The following is a 20427-nucleotide window of genomic DNA, read 5'->3' on the forward strand; positions in this document are numbered from 1 at the left end:
GACGGCCCCTCAGGGGCTGTGAAAAAGTATGTGCGGTATAGCGGGAATAGCTGATTTTTCAGGTCTTGGCGGTGATGTTAAGGCGACACTGCAGAAGATGGTGTCGCAGCTGCATCACCGGGGGCCGGACGGCACCGGGTTCTATCATGATGCTCACATTGGTTTGGCCCATGCCCGACTCAGCATCATTGATCTGGCCGGTGGCGCTCAGCCTATTCATAATGAAGACAGCACCATTCAAGTGATTTTCAACGGTGAAATCTTCAACTATGTGGAGCTGCGCGAGGAGCTTTTGGGGCAGGGCCATCAGTTTTATACCCACAGTGACACCGAAGTTATTGTCCACCTTTATGAGCAGCATGGGCCGGGGTTTGTAAACAAACTCAACGGTCAGTTTGCCATCGCCATTTGGGATACGAACAAGCAGCGGCTCTTGATGTACCGCGATCGTGTCGGTATAGCGCCCCTGTATTATGCCCAAACAGGAAGCCGCATTACCTTTGGCTCAGAGATCAAGGCGATTTTGCCTGCCTTGGCAGCTCGCCCTGGGGTAAACCTGCAGGCCCTGGATCAGCTTATGACCTATTGGGCTCCTGCCAGCCCGAACACTCTGTTCGAAGGGGTGTATGAACTGCCGCCAGGCTTCATGATGGTGATGGATGCCTCCGGCATGCAGATCAGCCGTTATTGGGACTGGAGTTTTCCGGTGCAGGCGGATCAGTATCTTGCCGATTCAGAAGAGGTGTTGGCAGAGCAGCTGCGAGAGTTGTTGGTGGATGCCACACGTATTCGTCTGCGCTCGGATGTGCCGGTGGGGGCGTACCTCTCCGGCGGTCTGGATTCGTCTGTGCTGGTGGCTATGATCCACCATTTCAGTGATGCCAAACTGCGTACGTTCTCCATCGGGTTTGATGCGGAGTCGCTGGATGAAACCTCGTATCAGCAGCTGATGATTGATCAAGTGGGTGCTGATCACAGTCGGGTGCAATGCAGCGAAGCCGATATAGCTGAGCATTTTGTCAAAACCATATGGCATACCGAGGCACCCATACTGCGTACGGCTCCCGTGCCCATGCGGTTGTTGTCGAATCTGGTGCGATCCCAGGATTATAAAGTGGTGCTTACCGGTGAAGGTTCCGATGAGGTGCTGGGTGGCTACGATATCTTCAAGGAAACCAAAATTCGCCAGTTTTGGGCGGCCAATGCCGATTCCGGGTTCCGCCCTGCGCTGTTGAAGCGTTTGTATCCCTATCTTGACGTCTCCCCCGGGCGAGCCCAGCAATATCTGCGCAATTTCTTTGGCAGTAACCTTGATGAGCCCAATCTGCCGTGTTTCTCCCATATTCCACGCTGGACCACCACTGCGAAATGTAAGGAATTCTTTTCCTCGGAGGTGAAGGCCACTCTATCAGGTGATCTGATGAAGCTGGTGGAATCCTCGTTGCCCCAGCAGTCCGGAGACTGGCACTACTTTAATCGGGCGCAATACCTTGAGGCCAAAACCTTGATGGCGGGATATTTGCTGAGTTCTCAGGGTGATAGAATGCTGATGGCCAGTTCGGTTGAGGGGCGTTTTCCGTTCCTGGATCATCGTGTTATTGAATTCGCCAACCGCCTGCCGCCCAAGCTCAAAATGAAGGCGCTTAATGAAAAGTACCTGTTGAAACGCTCAATGGGCGGTTATTTGCCAGATGCTATAGTTAACCGTCACAAGCAGCCATATCGGGCGCCTGATATTCCGTCGTTTTTCACGGATAATCCACCGGATTACGTGAATGACCTGCTCAGTGAGGCAGCTCTGGCCAAGAGTGGCCTGTTTGATGCCAAGCGGGTGCAAATGCTGGTGAAAAAGATTCGCTTGGGGCGTGCCATCGGCTACAAAGACAATATGGCCTTGGTGGGAATCCTTTCAACGCAGGTCTGGCATGACCTGTATATGAGTTAACAGATCGTCCGAGGCTGCCGTTGGGGGAGCTTGGATACTTAAATGGCAGTGGCTAAGGAGCAGAAATGTCCGCTAAAGAAAAAGTTAAAAACTATATACTTGAAAACTACCTGTTCACCGATGATCAGGATGCGCTAAAGGACGGTGACTCGTTTCTGGAGCAAGGCATTATTGATTCCACCGGTATTCTTGAGGTGATCTTTTTTCTGGAAGAAGAGTTCGGCATCAGCGTGGCTGATGAAGAGATGGTTCCAGAAAACCTGGATTCTGTGAACAACCTCGTTAAGTTTATCGAAGCCAAAAGCGCAGCCTGATAATGAGTGTCCGCATCGCTACCGTTCTTGCTCCGATCCATGATCGTGTGCTGGAGCAGGGGGACGCAGCCGCTATTGTGACCGCAGAGCAGCAGATTTCGTATCGGGTTTTGTGGGAAAGCGCACGCAGGGTTGAGAATTTTTTGCGCAGCCTCGGGGTAACCGAGGGTGATCGGGTGGCGCTGATTGCAGAAAACAGCCCCCAGTATGTCGCCGTATTTTATGGGGCATTGCTGGCTGGCGCGGCGGTTGTGCCGATGAACACCAGTGCCAAGATGAAGGATTTTTCCAACTGGCTGAATCATTGCGAAGCCAAAGTGGCTTTTGTGGATTTTGTGCCGCGGGAAACCCATAAGCTGGTTGAGTGCGGGTTAGCTGTGTCACTGGTTGCCGTCAATCAAGCGGATGCGTTACCCGAACCCTTGCGCGACAGCGGCTTGCCCACCTGGAACGATGTGCAGGCTAGCGGCTTGCCTCAGGAACCACCTCAGCTTGAACAGGCTGGGGATGGGCTGGCCTGTATCATTTACACATCCGGCACCACCGGCAATCCGAAAGGCGTGATGATTAGCCATGGTAATTTGATGGCTAATGTCCGCTCTATCCTGGCTGCTTTGCCCATTCAGCCAGGTGATCGCTTTCTCAATGTACTGCCTTTTTATTACTCCTACGGTAATTCGGTGCTGCATACCCACCTGGTGCAAGGGGCAACGCTCTATCTGGAGAACAGCATGATGTTCCCCAATGTGGTGGTGTCCCGAATGGCCCAGGAGAAAATCACCGGTTTTGCCGGGGTGCCTTCTACCTTCTCATTGCTGTTGAGCCGTGGCAAAGTAGCAGAACACGATTTGTCATCTCTGCGTTATGTGTTGCAGGCTGGCGGCGCGATGCCGGTGCCGGTGACCCAGCAGGTGCTGGAACACTTGAGTAGTCACGTGTACGTTATGTACGGTCAAACCGAGGCAACAGCCCGCCTGACCTGGCTGCCACCGGAGCAGTTGTTGGAAAAACTTGGCTCGGTGGGTGTTCCTATCGCGGGTGTGGAGATTCAGATTCGTCATCCGGATGGTTCAGAATGTGGGCCGGAAGAGGATGGCGAGCTGTTTGTGCAGGGTGCCAATGTGGCGCTGGGCTACTGGCGCAACCCGGAGGCAACCGCTGCCACTTTTATCGACGGTTGGTTGAAAACGGGTGATCTGGGGCACAAGGATCAGGATGGCTACCTTTACTTGAAGGGGCGCCGTTCCGACATGATCAAGTCTGGAGCCAACCGCATCAGTCCTCTGGAAATTGAAGAGGTGATTGTTGAGCTGCCGGAAGTGGAAGAGGTCGCCGTGGTGGGGGTTCCGGACGAGTTGCTGGGGCAGACCATCACTGCTTTCCTGGTGCTCAAAGCAGGACATGAGTTGAATGTTAGGGCAGTGAAGAAGCACTGCCTGGATAACTTGGCATCGTACAAGATTCCAAAACAAATATTACAAGTGGATGCGTTTCCCAAAACCGCATCTGGAAAAGTTAAAAAACACATCTTAGCCGAGCAGGTCGGGGATTAATCATGAGTTTGAAATCAGAAATCGCACAAGAAATTCTCAGTTTTGATATGGATGCGGAGATCGATAAGATTTGTTCAGGGATTCGTGAGATTCTGAGCAAAAAAGTACATCGTCGAGGCCTTGTGATTGCCATGTCCGGTGGTATCGACAGTTCCGTTTCATCTGCTTTGTGTGTTCGCGCGGTGGGCCCCAAGAAAGTATTCGGTCTGCTGTTGCCTGAGCAGGATTCATCATCAGAAAGCGAAGATAAAGGCCGTATTCTGGCAGAGCATCATGGTATCGAGTATCTGGTGCATAACATCGCGCCGACACTGGAAGCTATTGGCTGCTATAAGTGGCGCGATGAGGCTATTGTGGCCACTTTCCCTGAGTACGGCGAAGGCTGGAAGAACAAGATTGTTATTTCCGGTGGCGCAGAAGGCAAGATCAACCACTTCCAGTTGGTTGTACAATCGCCAACGGGTGAAATTTCAGAAAAGCGCCTGGGCTTGAAAGAGTATCTGCAAATTGTTGCTGCTACCAACTACAAGCAGCGTATCCGTAAAACGGTTGAATTCTTCCATGCAGATCGTTTGAACTACGCGGTAGTCGGTACCCCTAACCGCGTTGAATACGATCAAGGCTTCTTTGTTAAGAATGGTGATGGCTCTGCTGATTTGAAGCCCATTGCGCACCTGTATAAAACCCAGGTTTATGCACTGGCCCGTCACATGGGGTTGCCTGAAGTGATTTGTAATGCGATTCCGACTACTGACACTTACAGCATGCCGCAGGGTCAGGATGAGTTCTACTATGCGTTGCCTTATCAGGAAATGGATATTGCGTTGTGGTGTTATAACAAAGGTGAATCGGCAGCCCAGTTGGCAAAAGTACTGGAGATCACCGAAGAGCAGGCTCAGTTCATTTACACCGACATCGAAAGCAAGCGTAAGACCACAGCGCCGTTCCATTGGCCTGCCATTCTGATCGAGAAGGTGGAGCTGTAGGTCTATGGCCCAGGAGATGCCCAAGAAGGGGTTTGTTGGAACTCTGAAGGAAGTCTATTGGGAGCTATGTCGCCCCAATGACCGGTTTGATTACCTGCAGTTTTTCCTTGGTGAGATTCCCGGTTATTTGGGGTTGTTGTGGCGCAAGAAGATCTATTCGCGCCATTTCAAAAGTGCTGGCAAAAACCTCACGGTGTATCAGGGCGTTAGAATCCGCAACATACATTGCATGAGCGTTGGTGATGATGTTTATCTCGGTCTGGAAAACAATTTTCAGGCCGGAGGTGGGCTTACCATTGGTGATCGCGTCGCCTTTGGCCCAGGTTGTAAGGTGTGGACCATCAATCACAAGTTTGATGATCTGGAAACTCCGATTATGGAACAGGGTTATGATTTCAAGCCTGTCTCCATAGGCAATGATGTTTGGCTGGCGGCAAATGTGTTTATTATGCCAGGGGTGGAGATACCGGATGGCTGCATAATTGCTGCAGGTTCTGTGATTGGTGTTAAGAAATATCCGCCCTATAGCATTATCTCGGGTAATCCTGCTCGGGTCATTGGTAACCGGTTAAAGAATAAAGAGAAAGAAGAAAGCGAAGATAAAAGCTGAAGCCAGCAGATAAAAAAGAAAGCATAAAAAAAGGATGCCGATGAGGCATCCTTTTTTTATGCTTTCTTTTTGTTTCCAGAGGCTAGTCGATGGTGAAGACTCGCTCTGTCGACATGCTGCTTTCCAGTCCTGTGGTGTCGTGGGCGGTAACCGTCAGTGTATAGGTACCTGGAATCAGCTCGATGATGGTCTCGGTTGTTGTGCCGGTGGTAACGGCAACGGTTTCGAATGCTGTGTTGCCTTCAGGACAGACGTGTATGCTGTAGCCTGAAATATCCTGCGGGTCGAGCATGCTGCCGTCGGCGCGTCCAGTGGGTGCATCCCAGTTAACGATGACACTGCGAGCCTGGATGGCCAATACAGTAAGTGAGGCCAGCTCCGAGGTGGCCGATGAGCCTTCGTTGCTCACGGTGCAGTAGTAGTTGCCTTCATTATTACTGGTGACACTGTCTACTACCAAAGCGCGAGGGTCGCTGCCCGCCAGTATCAGGCTGCCGTTGTGGAAGCACTCATAGTACAAGGTGCCAGCGCCAGTGGCTTCGATGTCCAGCACGAAGCTGTCGCCGGTGCTGAGCATTTGACTGGAGGGCTGCTTGGTGATGCGTGCTTTCTCCAGTACGGCAACGGTGACGGGGTTGCAGGCTACAGAGTTCACGGAATTCGACACTACACAGCGGTATTCTCCGGCTTGCTCCAGAGTGAGCGGGCTCAGGCTGAGTGTGGCAGAGTTCGAAGCGATCAGGCTGTCGTTAAAATACCATTCCACTCTGGCATCGCTATTGCCGTTGTGGGCTACAGTCAGTGCCACGTTGGCGTCTTCGTAGGCGGTGGTGCCTGTCGGCTGGCTGGTGATGGCAATACGGCCATTGATGGTTACGCTGAAGCTGTTGCAATTGGCGCTGCTGTGTTCATTCCAAACTCGGCAGGAGTAGGCGCCTGCATTGGCGGCGGTCAGGTCTGTCAGGGTCAGGCTGTTGCCGCTGACGTTAAGATTCTGTCCGTCTTTGCTCCACTCGTAGTTGAGATCGTCACCGCTGGCGGCAATGTTCAAGGTGATGGCGTCGCCTTCGTTTGCTGTGGTGTTGGCGGGCTGCTCGGTGATGCGAACGGAGCTGCTGACGGTCACGGTGACCTGTTCGCAGTCAACGGCGCCCAGTTCGTTTTCCACTCGGCATTGATAGGTTCCGGCTTGCTCAGGCGTGATGTAGTTGAGTGCCAGGGTGGCGCCGCTGCCAACTTGATTGCCGTTAAACAGCCAGGTCACGGTTGGAGCCGGTATGCCGCTTGCGGCTACGCTCAGTGACACGCTGCCACCTTCGTAAGTGGATTGAGATACGGGCTGGGTTACGATCGTGGCGGGAGCCTGGATGCTCAGGGTGAAGCTGGCGCAGTTGGCGCTGCCACCATTATTGTATACCCGACAGCTGTAGGTGGCTGCGTCCAGTTCGCGAACACTGGCGAAGCTCAACGTTGGGCCGCTGCCAGTGATGGTTTGACCGTTTTTGGTCCATTCATATTGCAGGTCGTCACCGGTGGCTGCCACCGTAAATTCCACGCTGCTGCCGACTTCAGCGGTCTGGCTGGCGGGTGAGCGGCTGATGCTGACGGCTTCCAGTACGGTGACGGTTGCTTCACGGCTGATGTCGCTGGCAACGGCATTGCTCACGGTACAACGGTAGCGACCGGCGTTGCTGCTGCTGGCACTGGCAAAGGTAAGTTGCGAGGACGTGGCGCCAGCAACGTTTGCCCAGCTGCTGCCATTCCACTTTTGCCACTGGTAGTTAATGGGGTTATCTCCGCTGGCGGCGATAACCAGTGAGCCTGACTGCCCGCTGTAGAGTGAGGTGTTATTGGGGTGCACGGTTACTACGGCAGGCCCTTGCACAGACAGTTCGGCAGCGTTTGAGGTCATGCTTCGACCATCTTCGTTGCTGACGACCGCGTGATAGAGGCTGGCATCGGACAGGGCTACGTTGACAACACTCAGGTTGGCACTGCGGCTGCCTTGATATTTGCTACCGTCAGTGATGGCTGCGCCGCCTTTGTACCATTGGTAGGATAAGGTGCCGTAACCGCTTGCTGCTACTGAGAAGGTGGCGTTGCTGCCAGCGGCCACCAGTTGATTGGCTGGCTGAGAGCTTATGCTGATAGAGTTTTTAAGGTTGATGCGGGTGGTTCTGGATGTTTTCTCACCACCACCATTCTTAACTTTGACCCGATATTGCTTGGCGGTGCCACTGTCGACGCTTTCTATGGTCAGGGTGTCGCTGGTTGCTTCCAGAGTTCTCCAGCCGAAGAAGCTGCGGCTCTGCCATTGATACTCGACGTTGTCGCCACTGGCATCAACTGAGAATGTGGCGGTTTCGCCCGGGTAGACGCTGACATCCTGCGGTTCGGAGGTGATGGTGGGCAGGTCGCTGACCAGAAGGATGGCTGAATCGCTTACGGTGGTGGTGCTGTTGCTGATGTCTACGCGGTAAGTGCCGGCGTCATTGTCGTCGACGATGGTGAAGGTGTAGGAGGAGGCGTTGGCTCCGGCGATGGCTTGACCCTGGTGGAACCATTGGTAGCTGAGTGAAGCTGCGCTGCTTGCTGCGACTGCGAATGTGGCAGTCTGCCCTGGGTAGCCGCTCAGATCGGCAGGTGCTGCATTGATCTGGATGGGCTCAAAGGTCGGCTCGGGTTGCTGCGGCGTACCTACGGAGCCTTCCGGCTCGTTGGTCTCTGTAAATTCATTCTCGAGTGAATTTTGATCGTCAATGTCTTCTTTACAAGCATTCAGTAGCGGAATGCTTACTGCCATGAGCAGAGTCAAAAGTACTCTTTTATTTAAATTCATCATCGGTCTAATAAGCCAGGCAAGTGAACGTCAAAATTGAATTCTTATTGAATGAGCTATGTTCCCAGAAATACGTTAGGCAAGAGTTGAAAGTGGTCACAAACTTTGAGAGAAAATACCGGTTTTATAGGGTTGCAATGCCCAATTGGCGCATGCAAACGCGAATCCGCTATTTTGTCGGTGTTTGTTGTGTAAAAAGTAAACAAAATTGCCTTGGGAATCCCCCGATTCTTTCTTGACACAATTACATGCCCATTTTATCGCTTCTGACCATTTTGGGTAAATTTTTATTTGTTTACCGATGGTTAACGGCGCTGGTTGGTGCGTGCCTGAAATCGTTCCGTAACTGCATCCACCTTGTTCCGTAACGCGGTGCTCTCAAGCTGTGTGACATCCTACACAGATTTCGAAGTTGATTTGTATGGTTCTCTTGTGTGTGAACTGGCCCACATGTGCCTTCTCTGGGGTGGACTAACCTTGTCCTTGTAAGTTCATTAGTCCCGCTTTTTCAGCATAGGTAGTACCAGTTATGTCAGTTTCAGCTCTTGTTAACAGCCTCAATAGTAACAACGTGATCGCTGCAGTGGTTATGGCTTTCGCCCTGACTCTGACAGGGTGCGGAGCCGGCGGAGAGACCAGTGATCCCGCGGCTCAGGTTGTCGATTCGACTACAGGTGGCGAAGATGAAACCAACAACGGCGGCAACACTGATCCGATCGAGGAGCCGGTTGAGGAAACTCATGTGCTCAACCTGATTACTCAGCCTTCGAACGCAACGATCACTGAGGGTGAAAGCCATACTTTCAGCGTTGCGGTTGAGCACGATCTACCTATCACAGTAACCTGGTATCGCAACGGCTCGATCGTACAGAGCTCCTCCAGCACCAGTCTGGCGGCGACTACCGCAGGCACTTATGACTGCGCCGTCACCAATGGCACGGATACTCTGGGCTGTGACAGCTTTACGCTGACGGTTAACGTTTTGCAGTTCGTGACCATTACAAGCCAGCCCAGCAATCAGATGGTGAATGAGGGTGTTGATGTGACCCTGTCTGTGGGCGCAACCGGTACCGGTGTCCTGTCTTATCAGTGGTACTTTGAAGGTGCTCCGATTTCCGGTGCTACTGGCTCAAGCCTGGTGTTGGATGCGGTGACTTTGCAGGATGACGGTGACTACCATGTTGTGGTCAGCAACACCGGTACTTCCACGACTTCCAGTGTGGTTTCGGTTGATGTGGCGGCCAATGCTGTGAGTGGTTCTGCGCTGATCTCCTGGGATCGCCCACAATCACGCACCGATAATAGTGCTTTGAGCGCCGGTGAGATTGATGCCTATGAGATCTACTACTCTGAGAGTGCAAATGGCAGCATGGTGCGCCTGGACAGCGTGGATGCTTCTGAATCCACCTACACCGTCGATGGCTTAAGTGAAGGTACTCATTACTTCTCGCTGATGACTGTAGACAGCACAGGTATGAAAAGTGATTACTCAACCGTGGTGAGCGTGACCATTAATTGATCTGCGGTTGAATTGAAAAACGGGCTTCGGCCCGTTTTTTTTGGCCTGGGTTTTGGCTCGTGCTGTCGGGCAGAATTACGCTTCGATCAGGTCTTGAACGTATTGTGCGATGGCCAGGCAGCTGGTTAAGCCTGGGGATTCAATCCCGAATAGGTTTATAAGTCCGGCTGTCGGGTGTTGAATGAGGAAGTCCTGGGCTGGCCCCCCTGAGGCTTGTAGTTTCGGCCGAATGCCGCAGTAGCCGGGGCTGAGCAAGGCTGGGTTCAGGTTGGGGTAGTAACGCTGGATGGCTGCTATAAAGGTAGCGATTTTGTGCTCGCTGACGCGGTGATCCGGGGTTTGTACGTATTCGATATCGGGGCCAAAACGGGTGCGCCCTTGCAGGTCGAGGGTGGCGTGAATGCCCAGGCCTGTGGTGTTGGGTTCGGGCAGTGGGTAGATGAGGTGGCTGAAGGGGCTGCGGCCTTGCAGGTTAAAATAGTTGCCTTTGCAGAGATGAAGGCGGGGGATGCTGTCGGGCGTCTGTCCGGCGATGCGATGGGCGATGTGGGTGGCCTGGAGCCCTGCGCTGTTGATTAATGTCTGACAGCTGAATCGGTAGGGCTCCCCCTGACTTTGAATCGTTACCTGATATCCCTGGTTGAGAGGTTCTGCTTCGATAAAGCGAGAATTAAGGCCTATCAAGCCGCCATTTGCTTCGATCTCTGCCGCTAGGCAGTGCATGAGCTGGTGGCTGTTGATGATGCCGGTGGTGGGTGAATGCAGGGCAATATCAGCCTCTACCTGCGGCTCAATCTTTTGGAGGTCGGCTTTGCTGAGCCACTGCAGATCCATAACGCCATTGGCTTCTGCTTGTTGTTTTAGCTTGTGAAGGTGTTGCTCCTGTGCCTGTTGGGCGACGATGAGCTTGCCGATGGTTCGGTGTTCGATGCGGTTGTCTTTGCAGTATTGGTAAAGCGCTGCTTTGCCCGCGACGCACAGGGTGGCTTTTAACGAGCCGAAGGGGTAGTAGATGCCGGCGTGGATGACTTCGCTGTTGCGGCTGCTGGTTTCACTGCCGTAGCGAGGGTACTGCTCCAGGAGCAGTATGCGGCGGCCGCTTAGGGCCAGCTGGCGCCCGATGGCTAACCCAATGACGCCAGCGCCGATGATGCAGCAGTCGAAATGGTCGAGGGCCATGGCGGCGGTGCCTCAGGCGGTGTGAGTGGGGAAGCTGATGACATCCCCGATGTTGTCGCAATCCAGCAGCACCATCAATAGCCGATCCACTCCCAGTGCCACCCCGGCGGATTCGGGAAAGCCGTTTTGCAGGGCGCTAATGAGGTGGCTGGGGGTGGGGAGGGCGTCCAGTCCGTGTTGTGCGCGGTAGGATTGATCGGCTGTGAAGCGTTCGGCCTGCTCCGCCGCATCCACCAGCTCCTGATAGCCGTTGGCGATCTCTTTGCCAGCGATGTAGAGCTCAACCCGTTGTGCCACGGCGAGCCCATCCTGGTTGAGGCTGGTTTTGGCGAGGCTGGCTTTGCTGGCAGGAAATTCATCTAAAAAACAGCCAGTTGCCGGGAGTGTAGGCTCCACCAGATGGCTGCTCAGCAGATCCAGCAAGCCGTCTCGATCCAGCATCGCAAAATCACCGTTGATGCGGGCGTTGGCGACATTGAGCAGATCCTGGTGGCTGCAGCTGTGGGGGTTGAGGCCCAGGCTGGCTTCAAAAGCCTGCTGGTAGCTGAGGCGGGCAAAGGGCTGCAGGGTTTTGCCAAAGGCGGAGGCAGCGTTCAGCACCAGAGCTTCCACTTCGTCTGTCAGCCTGTCCAGAGTCCAGTCCGGCCGATACCATTCCAGCATGGTGAACTCTGGATTGTGCTGGCGGCTGCTCTCTTCCTGCCGGAACGCCTTGCCCAATTGATAGATGGGGCCGCAACCGGCCGCCAGCAGGCGTTTCATGCAGAACTCAGGAGAGGTTTGCAGGTAATGCGTCTTGCCGTTGGCTTGCGCCTTCCAGCTGCTTAAGTAAGGGTCGGTGGCGGTGCTGCTGCACAGCAGTGGGGTCTCCACTTCCATTACATCGCGGCGCTCAAAAAAGTCGCGAATCAGGCGGTTGAGTCGGGCACGGGCGACAATATGAGTAAGGGGCGCGGTAGGCTGCCAGGTCATAGGCGTTCTTCAGCAAGAAGATGCTGCCCGACGCGCAAGCGGGGGCAGCTGGATAAATCAGGCGCGGGAAACGTACTCGCCGGAACGGGTATCAACTTTGATGACATCGCCCTGATTGATGAACAGGGGAACGCGCACAACGGCACCGGTGGACAGTGTGGCGGGTTTGGAGCCGCCGTTGGCAGTATCACCTTTTAAGCCAGGATCAGTCTCGATGATCTCCAGTTCGACGAAGTTCGGCGCAGCAACCGCCAAAGGGGTGCCGTTCCACAGGGTCACGGTGCAGACGTCTTCCTCTTTCAGCCATTTGGCAGTCTCGCCTACGGCCGTGGCGTCGGCAGCCTGCTGTTCAAAGCTCTGCTGATCCATAAAGTGGAAAAACTCGCCATCGTTGTACAGGTATTGCAGGTCTACATCCATAATGTCGGCCGCTTCTACGCTTTCGCCGGACTTGAAGGTGCGTTCCCAGGTTTTGCCGCTTTTCAGGTTGCGCAGTCTGACGCGGTTGAAGGCTTGACCTTTACCGGGTTTTACCACCTCGTTTTCGACGATGGAGCATGGGTCTCCATCCAACATCACTTTAAGACCCAAGCGGAATTCGTTGGTAGAATAGTTGGCCATTGATCAATACCTGTTTTCTAAAATTTGCAGTACCCGAACCGGGAAAGGCGCTAATGATAACTCGAACTGCCCCAAGTTGGCATACTGAAGACTGGCAAATTCTGCTTTCTGGCAGCATTCGTTGCCCGGAAACCCTGTGGAAGCGCCTGAATCTGCCTTTGGACACCTTGCCAGCGGCGCTGAAGGCGCACCACGACTTTCCCCTGCGGGTGCCGGAGCCCTATCTGGATAAAATTGAGCCGGGTAACCCCGATGATCCGTTGTTGAAGCAGGTGCTGCCGGTGGCCCAGGAAACCGAGCCCCGGCCGGGGTTTGTGGCCGACCCCCTGGGGGAGCGTCTGGCCAACCCCAGTAGCGGCTTGCTGCACAAATACCAGAGCCGGGTGCTGTTGATACTCAGCGGAGCCTGCGCCATCAATTGCCGTTACTGCTTTCGACGCCACTTCCCTTATGCGGATAACCGTCTTTCCAGCCAGGAATTTGCGGACATTCAGGCCTATCTGGAAGCCCATCCCGAGGTGAATGAGGTCATTCTCAGCGGTGGAGATCCCCTGGTGGTGAGTAATGCGCGATTGGCTACCTTATTGAAAATAATAGAAAATATACCCACCATAAGCCGGTTGCGTATTCATACGCGGTTGCCGGTGGTGATTCCCCAGCGAATTGATACAGGCCTGCTGGAGGTGCTGGGCAACAGCCGCCTTAACCGGGTGCTGGTTACTCACAGCAACCACCCGCAGGAGCTGGATGAGGTGTTTGATCAGGCGATGGGCGCGCTGCGTCAGGCCGGGGTACACCTGCTGAATCAGGCGGTTCTGTTGAACGGCATAAATGATCAGGCTGATGTGCAGGCAGCCCTCAGCGAGCGCCTGTTTCAGGCCGGGGTGCTGCCTTATTATCTGCATTTGCTGGATCCGGTGGCCGGCGCCCATCACTTTGATGTGTCTGAAAAAAGTGCCCAGAAGATGATGGCTGAGCTGCATCGTCGCTTGCCCGGTTTCCTGATTCCTCGCTTAGTGAGAGAGATTTCAGGAAAATCAGGCAAAACCCTGATAGATTTACACTTATCCTGAAGACCGGGTCACAATCAATGTTTGCGCATCCTGTGCAAAGTCTGCCTATACTTACTAGCAAGGGTATTTCCCCGCGTGTATCGGTCAGGCCATATAAAGTGAACCGTTCAGCGCAAAAAACGCAGTGACGAAATGGGAATGTTGAATGTCTAATCCAGCCGAGCACCTGAGCTTGAAGCTGCCACCACATGATCTGGAAGTGCTGTCTTTCAGTGCGCCTAATCCTAAAAAGGTACAGGAGTGGGTTGAAAGTCTGCCGCAGATGAATGTGGGGGAAACCGCCAAACGGCTCTATTCGGCCATCCAGGAGCTGAACCGCCTGAAGACGGATTCGGATACCCGTTTCCAGCTGATGGAGATCATGCGCGGCCCCATTCATTACATCTGTAAAAGCCTCGAAAAGCACTTTCTCAACAAAGCGGTGGTCTTGCCTCCCAAAGAAGCCAAGATAGCGGCGCTGGCGCAAGCCCTGCAGAATCATCTGGCCACCGGTTATAAAGCGGTCACCATGCAGCTGTTGCCCCGTGTGAAGAACATGGACAAGGACGCAAAAAAACTGTGTCAGAAAGCCATTCACCGAGCGATTTCTGAGCAGAGCCACGTGCTGCTGCGCAGCTTTCAGCTGTATTACCCCGCCCCCGCCAATTTCTGGCAAGAGATGCACCTGCTGTATCTGATTTCTCAGCGATTTGGCATGTTGGAGCAGGTGATAGAAGATCCGGAAGACAACAACTGGGAATCCGGCGTGTACGACTTGTACCTGCGCGCTTTGTTGCTGGCTACCGCAAAACCCAACCAGTTGCGACAGAGCCAGATCGAACAGGTGTATGATGCTGCCCGCTATTGGGCCCGTTTTGCCACCGTAACCGATGCAAAAACCGTGGCCGGGTTGTTTGTGATCGATGTGATGACGGATTATCCGCCGATTTATCAATCACTGATGCGCCGCACCACCCTGCCGCACAATATTCGTTATTTTGATGCGTCGGCTATTTCCGATCATCTGCGCGTGTTGTTGCAATTACCGGCCGGGCAGATGCACCCGGTTTCCAGTTTTCATGTGCCCGACCGCTTCCCTGCAGAATTGACCCGTATCCTGATTCAGGCGTGGGGTGTGTTGGCCGAGCGTGCTTTTACTCGTATCGAAGAGCACGGTAATCTCAATCTGTGTATTGGCCTCAGTGCAACCCACTATTTTGTGTCGGGTAAGGCAGACTTTGGCCGTATGGTGACCGGTTCCAGTAATGTGTTGGATCCGGAGCTGAACAATCCCTTTTTGCAGCACGGCCCGGGCAGCAATCGCCGCCGTGATACCTACGAAAGCAACGATGTCTGGGGGCTGAATGTAGATCCCTCCAAGCTCAAGCTGGAGAAGGATTCGGTGGGCAGTGAAATTGATAGTTACACCCAACAGCGCCATGCTGCCGAGAAAGACAAGTATCCCCAGTACAGCTGCGAAGTGGTGAACACCAGCCCCGGTGGGTTTTGTTTAAGCTGGCGGCAGGATGTGCCCCATCAGGTTAAGACCGGTGAAATTGTAGGCATTCTGGAAAGCGATAAAACCCATTGGAGTATCGGTGTTATCCGTTGGGTCAAACAGTTTAAGGATGAAGGGGTGCGTATGGGGGTAGAACTGATTGCGCCCAAGGCCGAAGCCTGTGGTACCCAGGTTATTCAAAAGAAAGGCGGTGTCACCGAATTCATGCGTACACTCATGCTGCCAGAGCTGCGAGCCATTGGTCAGCCCGCTACCCTGATTACCCCCAACATTGCGTTTCACGTTGGATATAAAGTCAATATTAATGAAGAAGGTCTGGTTTCTAAGGGGCAGTTAATAAAACAAGTAACTTCCACTGCAAGTTTCAGTCAGTTTCAGTTTAAAATGCTGGTGCCTGCGGTGGGGCGCGGAGAAGAACGTGAAGAACACCATCGACCCTCAGTGGAAGAACCGACTAAAAGCAATCAGGATGATGATTTTGATTCGATCTGGTCAAGCCTCTAACGAGGCTCGACATCAGGGTGGGTAACCCTGCTTCGGACATTCCAGCAACTTATTTGCCCGCTAGGGCTAAATTGAATTACAGATTGCATGACTAAAAAAGCCGAGACCATAAAACTGTTGATTCTGCACGAGTCGCCGGATGACGCGGAGCAGTTGATGAACCTGATCCGTAATTCTGGTCGGGCGACTCGTGGCCAGATGATTGAAAGCTCGGACTCGCTGGCGCAGGCGCTGGGCGCAGGCTCCTGGGATCTGATGTTGTTGCGCCCTGAAGCCAATGACATGTTCGCCATGGAATGCCTCAAAGAGGTTAAAAAACAGTCCAAAGATATTCCCTCCATTCTGCTGGTGGATGAATACGATCCAGAAGAAGTGGTAGAAGGGTTGCGGGAAGGCTACGAAGATGTGGTGCTGAAAGACGATCTGGAACGCTTGATTCTGGTGATTCAGCGCGAGCTGCGTAACTTGGGTGATCGCCGAGCCCGCCGCAGCGCTGAGTTGCATTTGAAAGACGCCGAAAAGCGTTGCGCCGTGTTATTGGACAGTTCCCGCGATGCGATCACCTACGTCACCGACGGCATGCATACCTATGCCAACGAAGCCTATCTTGAGCTGTTCGGCTATGACGATGCCGAAGATCTGGAAGGCATGCCCATCATGGATATGGTGGCATCCAAGGATCACGAAGAGTTTAAACAATTTCTGCGGGCTTACAGCGCCGGTGAAAGTGACAGCAACGAATTCCTCTGTCATGGGCTCTGTACCGATGGCACAGAAATTCAGGCGCGCATGATATTTTCCAACGCCACCTACGACAGCGAACCCTGCACGCAGATTATGATTCGCACCAACCAGGCCGATGCCGAGTTGCAAGAGCGTCTCAAAGAAATCAGCAGCCAGGATCTGCTCACCGGGCTTTATAATCGCTCCCACTTCACCCAGGAGCTGGACAACACGCTGCAATGGGCCGTAACCCACAGCAAAACCGCAGTGCTGGCTTACATTCAGCTGGACAATTTTGCCTCAGTACAATCGGACATTGGCCTGGCCGGTGCTGATATGGTGTTGTCGGACGTGGCAACCCTGATTCGAGAGCTGATGCCGGAAGGCACCATACTGGCGCGCTTTGGGGATGAAATTTTTTCCGCACTGATCAAAGATAAATCCCTGGATGACGGCCGCGCCCTGGGCGAAAAAGTGCGAGCCGCAGTGGAAGATCATCTGTCGGAGGTTCAGGAGCGTACTGTTCAGGTAACCGCCAGTATCGGTATTACGTTGATCAGCGAAAATACCGATGATGCGGAAGAAATCGTTACCCGTGCGCATCAGGCCAGCGAGCAGGTGCGGGAAGAAAACCCGCTGGGCAACGGTGTGTCTGTATTTGATCCCGCCTCAGTGCAAAAAATCGACCCCAGTGACACCGGGGCCATTGTGCAGGATGCTATCGACAAGGGCTTGTTCAAGTTGCTGTTCCAGCCGGTTATCGATTTGCGCGGTGGTAGTGGTGAGTTATACGAAGCCTTCTTGCGCATGGTGGATGAAGACGGCAATCAGGTATCTCCCAATGATTTTCTTGGCGCGGCATCGCAGCAGGAGCTGAGCGAGAAAATCGATCGCTGGGTGATTTTGCAGTCCATTAAGCTGCTGTCGGATCATCGAGCCAATGGTCACAACACCAAGCTCATCATCAACATCACCGGTGAATCGCTCAAGGATCAAACCTTGTTGCCATGGCTGAGCGTGGCCTTAAAAGCCTCTCGTATGCCCAGCGACGCTATCGTGTTTCAGTTCAGTGAAAGTGACGCCACCACCTACCTCAAGCAGGCCAAAGACTTTACCCGTGGCTTGAAAGAGCTGCATTGCAAAGTGTCCATCTCCCGCTTTGGTTGTGCGCTGAATCCGTTCAATACCCTCAAACACCTGGAAGTGGATTATCTCAAGGTTGACGGTTCCTTCATGAAGGATATCGCCAGCGATGAGAGCCGGGAGGCCCTCAAGGAAATGGTGGCGGCAGCCCATGCTCAAGGCAAACTGACCATTGCGCCTTTTGTTGAAAGCGCGGCCATTCTCTCCACCCTGTGGCAGATCGGTGTTAATTATATCCAGGGTTATTATCTGCAGGCACCGGCCGAGCAGATGAACTACGACTTCTCCAGCGACGAATAATCTACCCTTTTGCCCTGAACGCTTACTAGCCAAACGTGAATAACGTTAGGCGAATAAGCGTTCAGTTCCGCGATCTTGTGACAAATTTCCGCTGAAAACGATGCGCCTTAGGTATTTATCAGAGAGGAACTGTCTATACTATGACTAAGCCTATCCGGCTGACCTGTACGGCAACCGGTGAACGACGGTTTTGCAGTCATCGACCAACACAACAAGTAGCGCTCTAAGTACCAACTCAATTGAGGGATACGGCCATGGATGAAGCCCGTAACATCAAATCTATTCTTTACCCCCTAGCCCGCGATGTGCGCAATTTGCACACCTTTGTCGCCAATATTAATAATATTCTGCAAGCCGAGCCGGAACGCTTTGCTCTGGCGGCACCGCCGGGTCTGGCATCGTTGCGCAACACTCTGCGCAGCCTGACCAAATCCATCAAAGCCATGCAGGAAGTGAATGACATCGCCATTGAGGAAAGCGCAGTAGCAGAGAAGCTGGCTGCCCGCTCCATGACGCTGGTGTTGCGACCGGCGGCGCATCTGCACGACACAGTGCGCGCGTTGAAGCAGCCACTGGATCGGGCGTTTAATTTAGTAGCGCGGCTGAATGGATATTTGAATCCGTTGTTTGTGTTCACGGTCAGTACTGCACCGGTGGTGGATTTGATGGCTCGGGATCTTGAAGTGCTGGAGCAGCGCCTGTCCGGGTTGAAAAGGTCTGTGGCGCGGCTGTCGGATCAGGAGCTGATCTCCGGTTTACCCCAGCCAATAGAGGATCAGTTGGGTGTGTACGGCCCTCGCTTCAAGGTCATGGAGAAAGAAACCGCAGATGTGGCCAACCAAATGGCATTGCTGATGGGAAAAATGAATCATTTGGTGGAAATTAGTGCACGTTTAGAGCCGTTGATGCGCATGGCGGTGGCCCTTAACAGCGCCATTGATCAATTGGTGCCTTCTATGGTGCTGCTGAAAAAACTCGGCAAGGCACTGGCTAACGTGCAAACCCGTTATGAACAGGAAGGCTCCCTGACCAGCAAAGTAGATGAAGCGCTGGCGGAGCTGGATCTGCCAATGGATGCATTGATCCAGCTTGAGTATCAGCTGCAGCAGGAAGTAGACAGCTATATTGATCCCATTCTTGAGCCTTTGCAGGAGCTGACTGCGCACATCAAGGGTACGATGCCGAATACCCACGAGTTAAACGGTCTTGAAAGTACCTTGTTGGCTCAGCACAACCGCTTTAATGTGGTGCTCAAGATGTCCCATGTGCTGTTCGATAACTTTGATCACCTGTTACAGGAATATCGCCTCATGTCTCACGTGGCTTAGTTCGAAGGTGGTTTGTGGGCTATGTTTGTAGACGTTGTGCGCTTACAATAGCCCCTCATTTCGAGCGCAGGGCCATCTCATGGAATTAACCGAACAACTTATTGGGGATTGTTCCCCTTATATCGGCAATCTGATTTACGACATCGACGTGCGGATGGTGTTTGTGGAGCTGATGGACGCGCCTGAAACCCAAAACCTGAAACGGCGTATCGTCTTCCCGGGGATTGTTTCGTACAACGAAACCAATCTGCTGAATGAGCCGGAAGACGATGATATTGATGATGTGGTCAGCATTCAGCGCATTGATGCCAAGCGAATCATACTGACCACCTACAAGAAAGAAATTCTGTTACATCTTTCAGAAGAGCCGTTTATAGAAGAAATCGAGTGATTGAGCGGGCGCTGGTATGGTGTTAGAGCAGAGTGCCTATCTGCTCACCCATGCACACCCGTGAACCGTTCTGCAGCGACTCATTCCATTTAACCTTGTCTTTACCAAACAGTACGATGGCGGTGGAGCCCAATTTGAAACGGCCCATTTCATCGCCTCGAGCCAGTTCCAGGCGCTTGTCCACCGGAGCGTAATCGAAGGTTTTCAATGTTCGTGTCGGGGGCGTCACCATGCCTTCCCACACGGTTTCTATACTGGCCACGATCATGGCACCCACCAACACCACAGCCATGGGGCCGATCTCAGTGTCAAAAAACGCCACCACCCGTTCGTTGCGGGCGAACAGCGCGGGCACCTGTCCGGCGGTGAGGTTGTTCACCGAAAACAGTTTTCCGGGTACGTACACCATTTCGGTCAGTTTGCCGCCAAAGGGCATGTGTACCCGGTGGTAATCACTGGGGGACAGGTAGACGGTGGCGAATTGACCGTTGCGGAAAGGCTCGGCGTGGCGGGCATCGCCCCCCAGTAGCTGACCCAACGTATAGTGATGCCCCTTGGCCTGGAAGATGCGGTCGTCATCAATGGGGCCGATCTGGCTGATGGCACCATCGGCGGGGCTGGCAATGCCTTCCCCGGTAATGGGGCGCACGCCGTCTTTCAGGGCGCGGGTAAAGAAATCGTTGAAGGTGGCGTAGGCCAGCGGGTTTTCTTCAGCCGCCAGGGTCATGTCGATGTTGTACTGACGTACAAAAAAATTGATGAAGCTGTTCTTGATCAGTGGCCAGCGGGTTTCTGCTAACAGGCCTGCGGCGCGGGACAGGAGGTGCTGCGGCACGCAATATTGGGGAAGCACTTTCAAGCGATTCAGTGCGGAATCAGTCATGTCATGGTTACCTGATTAAAAAATGGGGGCTGGTTCTGCCAGGCGC

The 20427-nt window shown here is 53.4% G+C and carries 16 protein-coding genes; 11 read left to right on the plus strand and 5 right to left on the minus strand.

Annotation, left to right across the window (positions count from 1 at the left end; translation table 11 throughout):
• The first annotated feature begins 28 nt into the window (after positions 1-28).
• From asnB to Kalk_RS14830, 5 genes are all read left to right on the plus strand, one after another.
• Positions 29-1945 (plus strand): asparagine synthase (glutamine-hydrolyzing), encoded by a 1917-nt coding sequence (gene asnB / locus Kalk_RS14810; RefSeq protein ID WP_101894984.1) that lies wholly within the window; start codon positions 29-31, stop codon positions 1943-1945.
• A 65-nt stretch (positions 1946-2010) separates the two neighbouring features.
• Positions 2011-2259, plus strand: a complete 249-nt coding sequence (locus Kalk_RS14815) for an acyl carrier protein (RefSeq protein ID WP_101894985.1) — start codon at positions 2011-2013, stop codon at positions 2257-2259.
• A gap of 2 nt (positions 2260-2261) precedes the next feature.
• Positions 2262-3812, plus strand: a complete 1551-nt coding sequence (locus Kalk_RS14820) for a class I adenylate-forming enzyme family protein (RefSeq protein WP_101894986.1) — start codon at positions 2262-2264, stop codon at positions 3810-3812.
• A 2-nt stretch (positions 3813-3814) separates the two neighbouring features.
• Positions 3815-4798, plus strand: coding sequence for an NAD(+) synthase (gene nadE, locus Kalk_RS14825; protein WP_101894987.1), 984 nt, complete (start codon positions 3815-3817; stop codon positions 4796-4798).
• 4 nt (positions 4799-4802) lie between these two features.
• Positions 4803-5408, plus strand: coding sequence for an acyltransferase (locus tag Kalk_RS14830; RefSeq protein ID WP_101894988.1), 606 nt, complete (start codon positions 4803-4805; stop codon positions 5406-5408).
• Positions 5409-5490: 82 nt separating this feature from the next.
• On the opposite strand, the gene Kalk_RS14835 is transcribed toward Kalk_RS14830, so the two are convergent.
• Positions 5491-8211, minus strand: coding sequence for an immunoglobulin domain-containing protein (locus Kalk_RS14835; RefSeq protein ID WP_101894989.1), 2721 nt, complete (start codon positions 8209-8211; stop codon positions 5491-5493).
• A 565-nt stretch (positions 8212-8776) separates the two neighbouring features.
• On the opposite strand from Kalk_RS14835, the gene Kalk_RS14840 reads away from it, so the two are divergent.
• Positions 8777-9766 (plus strand): immunoglobulin domain-containing protein, encoded by a 990-nt coding sequence (locus Kalk_RS14840; RefSeq protein WP_101894990.1) that lies wholly within the window; start codon positions 8777-8779, stop codon positions 9764-9766.
• A 75-nt stretch (positions 9767-9841) separates the two neighbouring features.
• Here the strand turns inward: Kalk_RS14840 and Kalk_RS14845 are convergent, their stop codons facing one another.
• From Kalk_RS14845 to efp, 3 genes are read right to left on the minus strand one after another with little or no spacing between them, the layout of a single operon-like run.
• Positions 9842-10945: an NAD(P)/FAD-dependent oxidoreductase gene (locus Kalk_RS14845; RefSeq protein ID WP_101894991.1), complete on the minus strand. Its 1104-nt coding sequence runs from the start codon at positions 10943-10945 to the stop codon at positions 9842-9844.
• 12 nt (positions 10946-10957) lie between these two features.
• Positions 10958-11917, minus strand: coding sequence for an EF-P lysine aminoacylase EpmA (gene epmA, locus Kalk_RS14850; RefSeq protein WP_101894992.1), 960 nt, complete (start codon positions 11915-11917; stop codon positions 10958-10960).
• Positions 11918-11974: 57 nt separating this feature from the next.
• Complete coding sequence (gene efp / locus Kalk_RS14855; protein WP_101894993.1) at positions 11975-12538, minus strand: elongation factor P; 564 nt, start codon at positions 12536-12538, stop codon at positions 11975-11977.
• Between the two features lie 53 nt (positions 12539-12591).
• Here efp and epmB point away from each other — a divergent pair, with 53 nt between their 5' ends.
• From epmB to Kalk_RS14880, 5 genes are all read left to right on the plus strand, one after another.
• Positions 12592-13611 (plus strand): EF-P beta-lysylation protein EpmB, encoded by a 1020-nt coding sequence (gene epmB, locus Kalk_RS14860; protein WP_101894994.1) that lies wholly within the window; start codon positions 12592-12594, stop codon positions 13609-13611.
• A 145-nt stretch (positions 13612-13756) separates the two neighbouring features.
• Positions 13757-15613: a hypothetical protein gene (locus Kalk_RS14865; protein WP_101894995.1), complete on the plus strand. Its 1857-nt coding sequence runs from the start codon at positions 13757-13759 to the stop codon at positions 15611-15613.
• An 87-nt stretch (positions 15614-15700) separates the two neighbouring features.
• On the plus strand, positions 15701-17779 hold the full coding sequence (locus Kalk_RS14870) for an EAL domain-containing response regulator (protein WP_101894996.1): 2079 nt from the start codon (positions 15701-15703) through the stop codon (positions 17777-17779).
• Between the two features lie 254 nt (positions 17780-18033).
• Positions 18034-19107, plus strand: coding sequence for a hypothetical protein (locus Kalk_RS14875; RefSeq protein WP_101894997.1), 1074 nt, complete (start codon positions 18034-18036; stop codon positions 19105-19107).
• Between the two features lie 79 nt (positions 19108-19186).
• On the plus strand, positions 19187-19498 hold the full coding sequence (locus Kalk_RS14880; protein WP_101894998.1) for a hypothetical protein: 312 nt from the start codon (positions 19187-19189) through the stop codon (positions 19496-19498).
• Positions 19499-19520: 22 nt separating this feature from the next.
• On the opposite strand, the gene asd is transcribed toward Kalk_RS14880, so the two are convergent.
• The gene (asd, locus tag Kalk_RS14885; protein ID WP_101894999.1) at positions 19521-20381 is read right to left on the minus strand and encodes an archaetidylserine decarboxylase; all 861 of its coding nucleotides are present in this window, start codon (positions 20379-20381) and stop codon (positions 19521-19523) included.
• Positions 20382-20427: the final 46 nt, after the last annotated feature.

Origin of the sequence: Ketobacter alkanivorans (assembly GCF_002863865.1) — a bacterium.
Taxonomy (GTDB): Bacteria; Pseudomonadota; Gammaproteobacteria; order Pseudomonadales; family Ketobacteraceae; genus Ketobacter; species Ketobacter alkanivorans.

Bases quoted from the DNA above. Each gene is read 5' to 3' on its own strand.
- Kalk_RS14870 (WP_101894996.1), top strand. From the start codon at position 15,701: ATGACTAAAAAAGCCGAGACCATAAAACTGTTGATTCTGCACGAGTCG.
- Kalk_RS14880 (WP_101894998.1), top strand. From the start codon at position 19,187: ATGGAATTAACCGAACAACTTATTGGGGATTGTTCCCCTTATATCGGC.
- Kalk_RS14820 (WP_101894986.1), top strand. From the start codon at position 2,262: ATGAGTGTCCGCATCGCTACCGTTCTTGCTCCGATCCATGATCGTGTG.
- nadE (WP_101894987.1), top strand. From the start codon at position 3,815: ATGAGTTTGAAATCAGAAATCGCACAAGAAATTCTCAGTTTTGATATG.
- asd (WP_101894999.1), bottom strand. From the start codon at position 20,381: ATGACTGATTCCGCACTGAATCGCTTGAAAGTGCTTCCCCAATATTGC.
- Kalk_RS14835 (WP_101894989.1), bottom strand. From the start codon at position 8,211: ATGGCAGTAAGCATTCCGCTACTGAATGCTTGTAAAGAAGACATTGAC.
- Kalk_RS14840 (WP_101894990.1), top strand. From the start codon at position 8,777: ATGTCAGTTTCAGCTCTTGTTAACAGCCTCAATAGTAACAACGTGATC.
- asnB (WP_101894984.1), top strand. From the start codon at position 29: ATGTGCGGTATAGCGGGAATAGCTGATTTTTCAGGTCTTGGCGGTGAT.
- Kalk_RS14815 (WP_101894985.1), top strand. From the start codon at position 2,011: ATGTCCGCTAAAGAAAAAGTTAAAAACTATATACTTGAAAACTACCTG.
- efp (WP_101894993.1), bottom strand. From the start codon at position 12,538: ATGGCCAACTATTCTACCAACGAATTCCGCTTGGGTCTTAAAGTGATG.
- epmB (WP_101894994.1), top strand. From the start codon at position 12,592: ATGATAACTCGAACTGCCCCAAGTTGGCATACTGAAGACTGGCAAATT.
- Kalk_RS14830 (WP_101894988.1), top strand. From the start codon at position 4,803: ATGGCCCAGGAGATGCCCAAGAAGGGGTTTGTTGGAACTCTGAAGGAA.
- Kalk_RS14875 (WP_101894997.1), top strand. From the start codon at position 18,034: ATGGATGAAGCCCGTAACATCAAATCTATTCTTTACCCCCTAGCCCGC.
- Kalk_RS14845 (WP_101894991.1), bottom strand. From the start codon at position 10,945: ATGGCCCTCGACCATTTCGACTGCTGCATCATCGGCGCTGGCGTCATT.
- epmA (WP_101894992.1), bottom strand. From the start codon at position 11,917: ATGACCTGGCAGCCTACCGCGCCCCTTACTCATATTGTCGCCCGTGCC.
- Kalk_RS14865 (WP_101894995.1), top strand. From the start codon at position 13,757: ATGTCTAATCCAGCCGAGCACCTGAGCTTGAAGCTGCCACCACATGAT.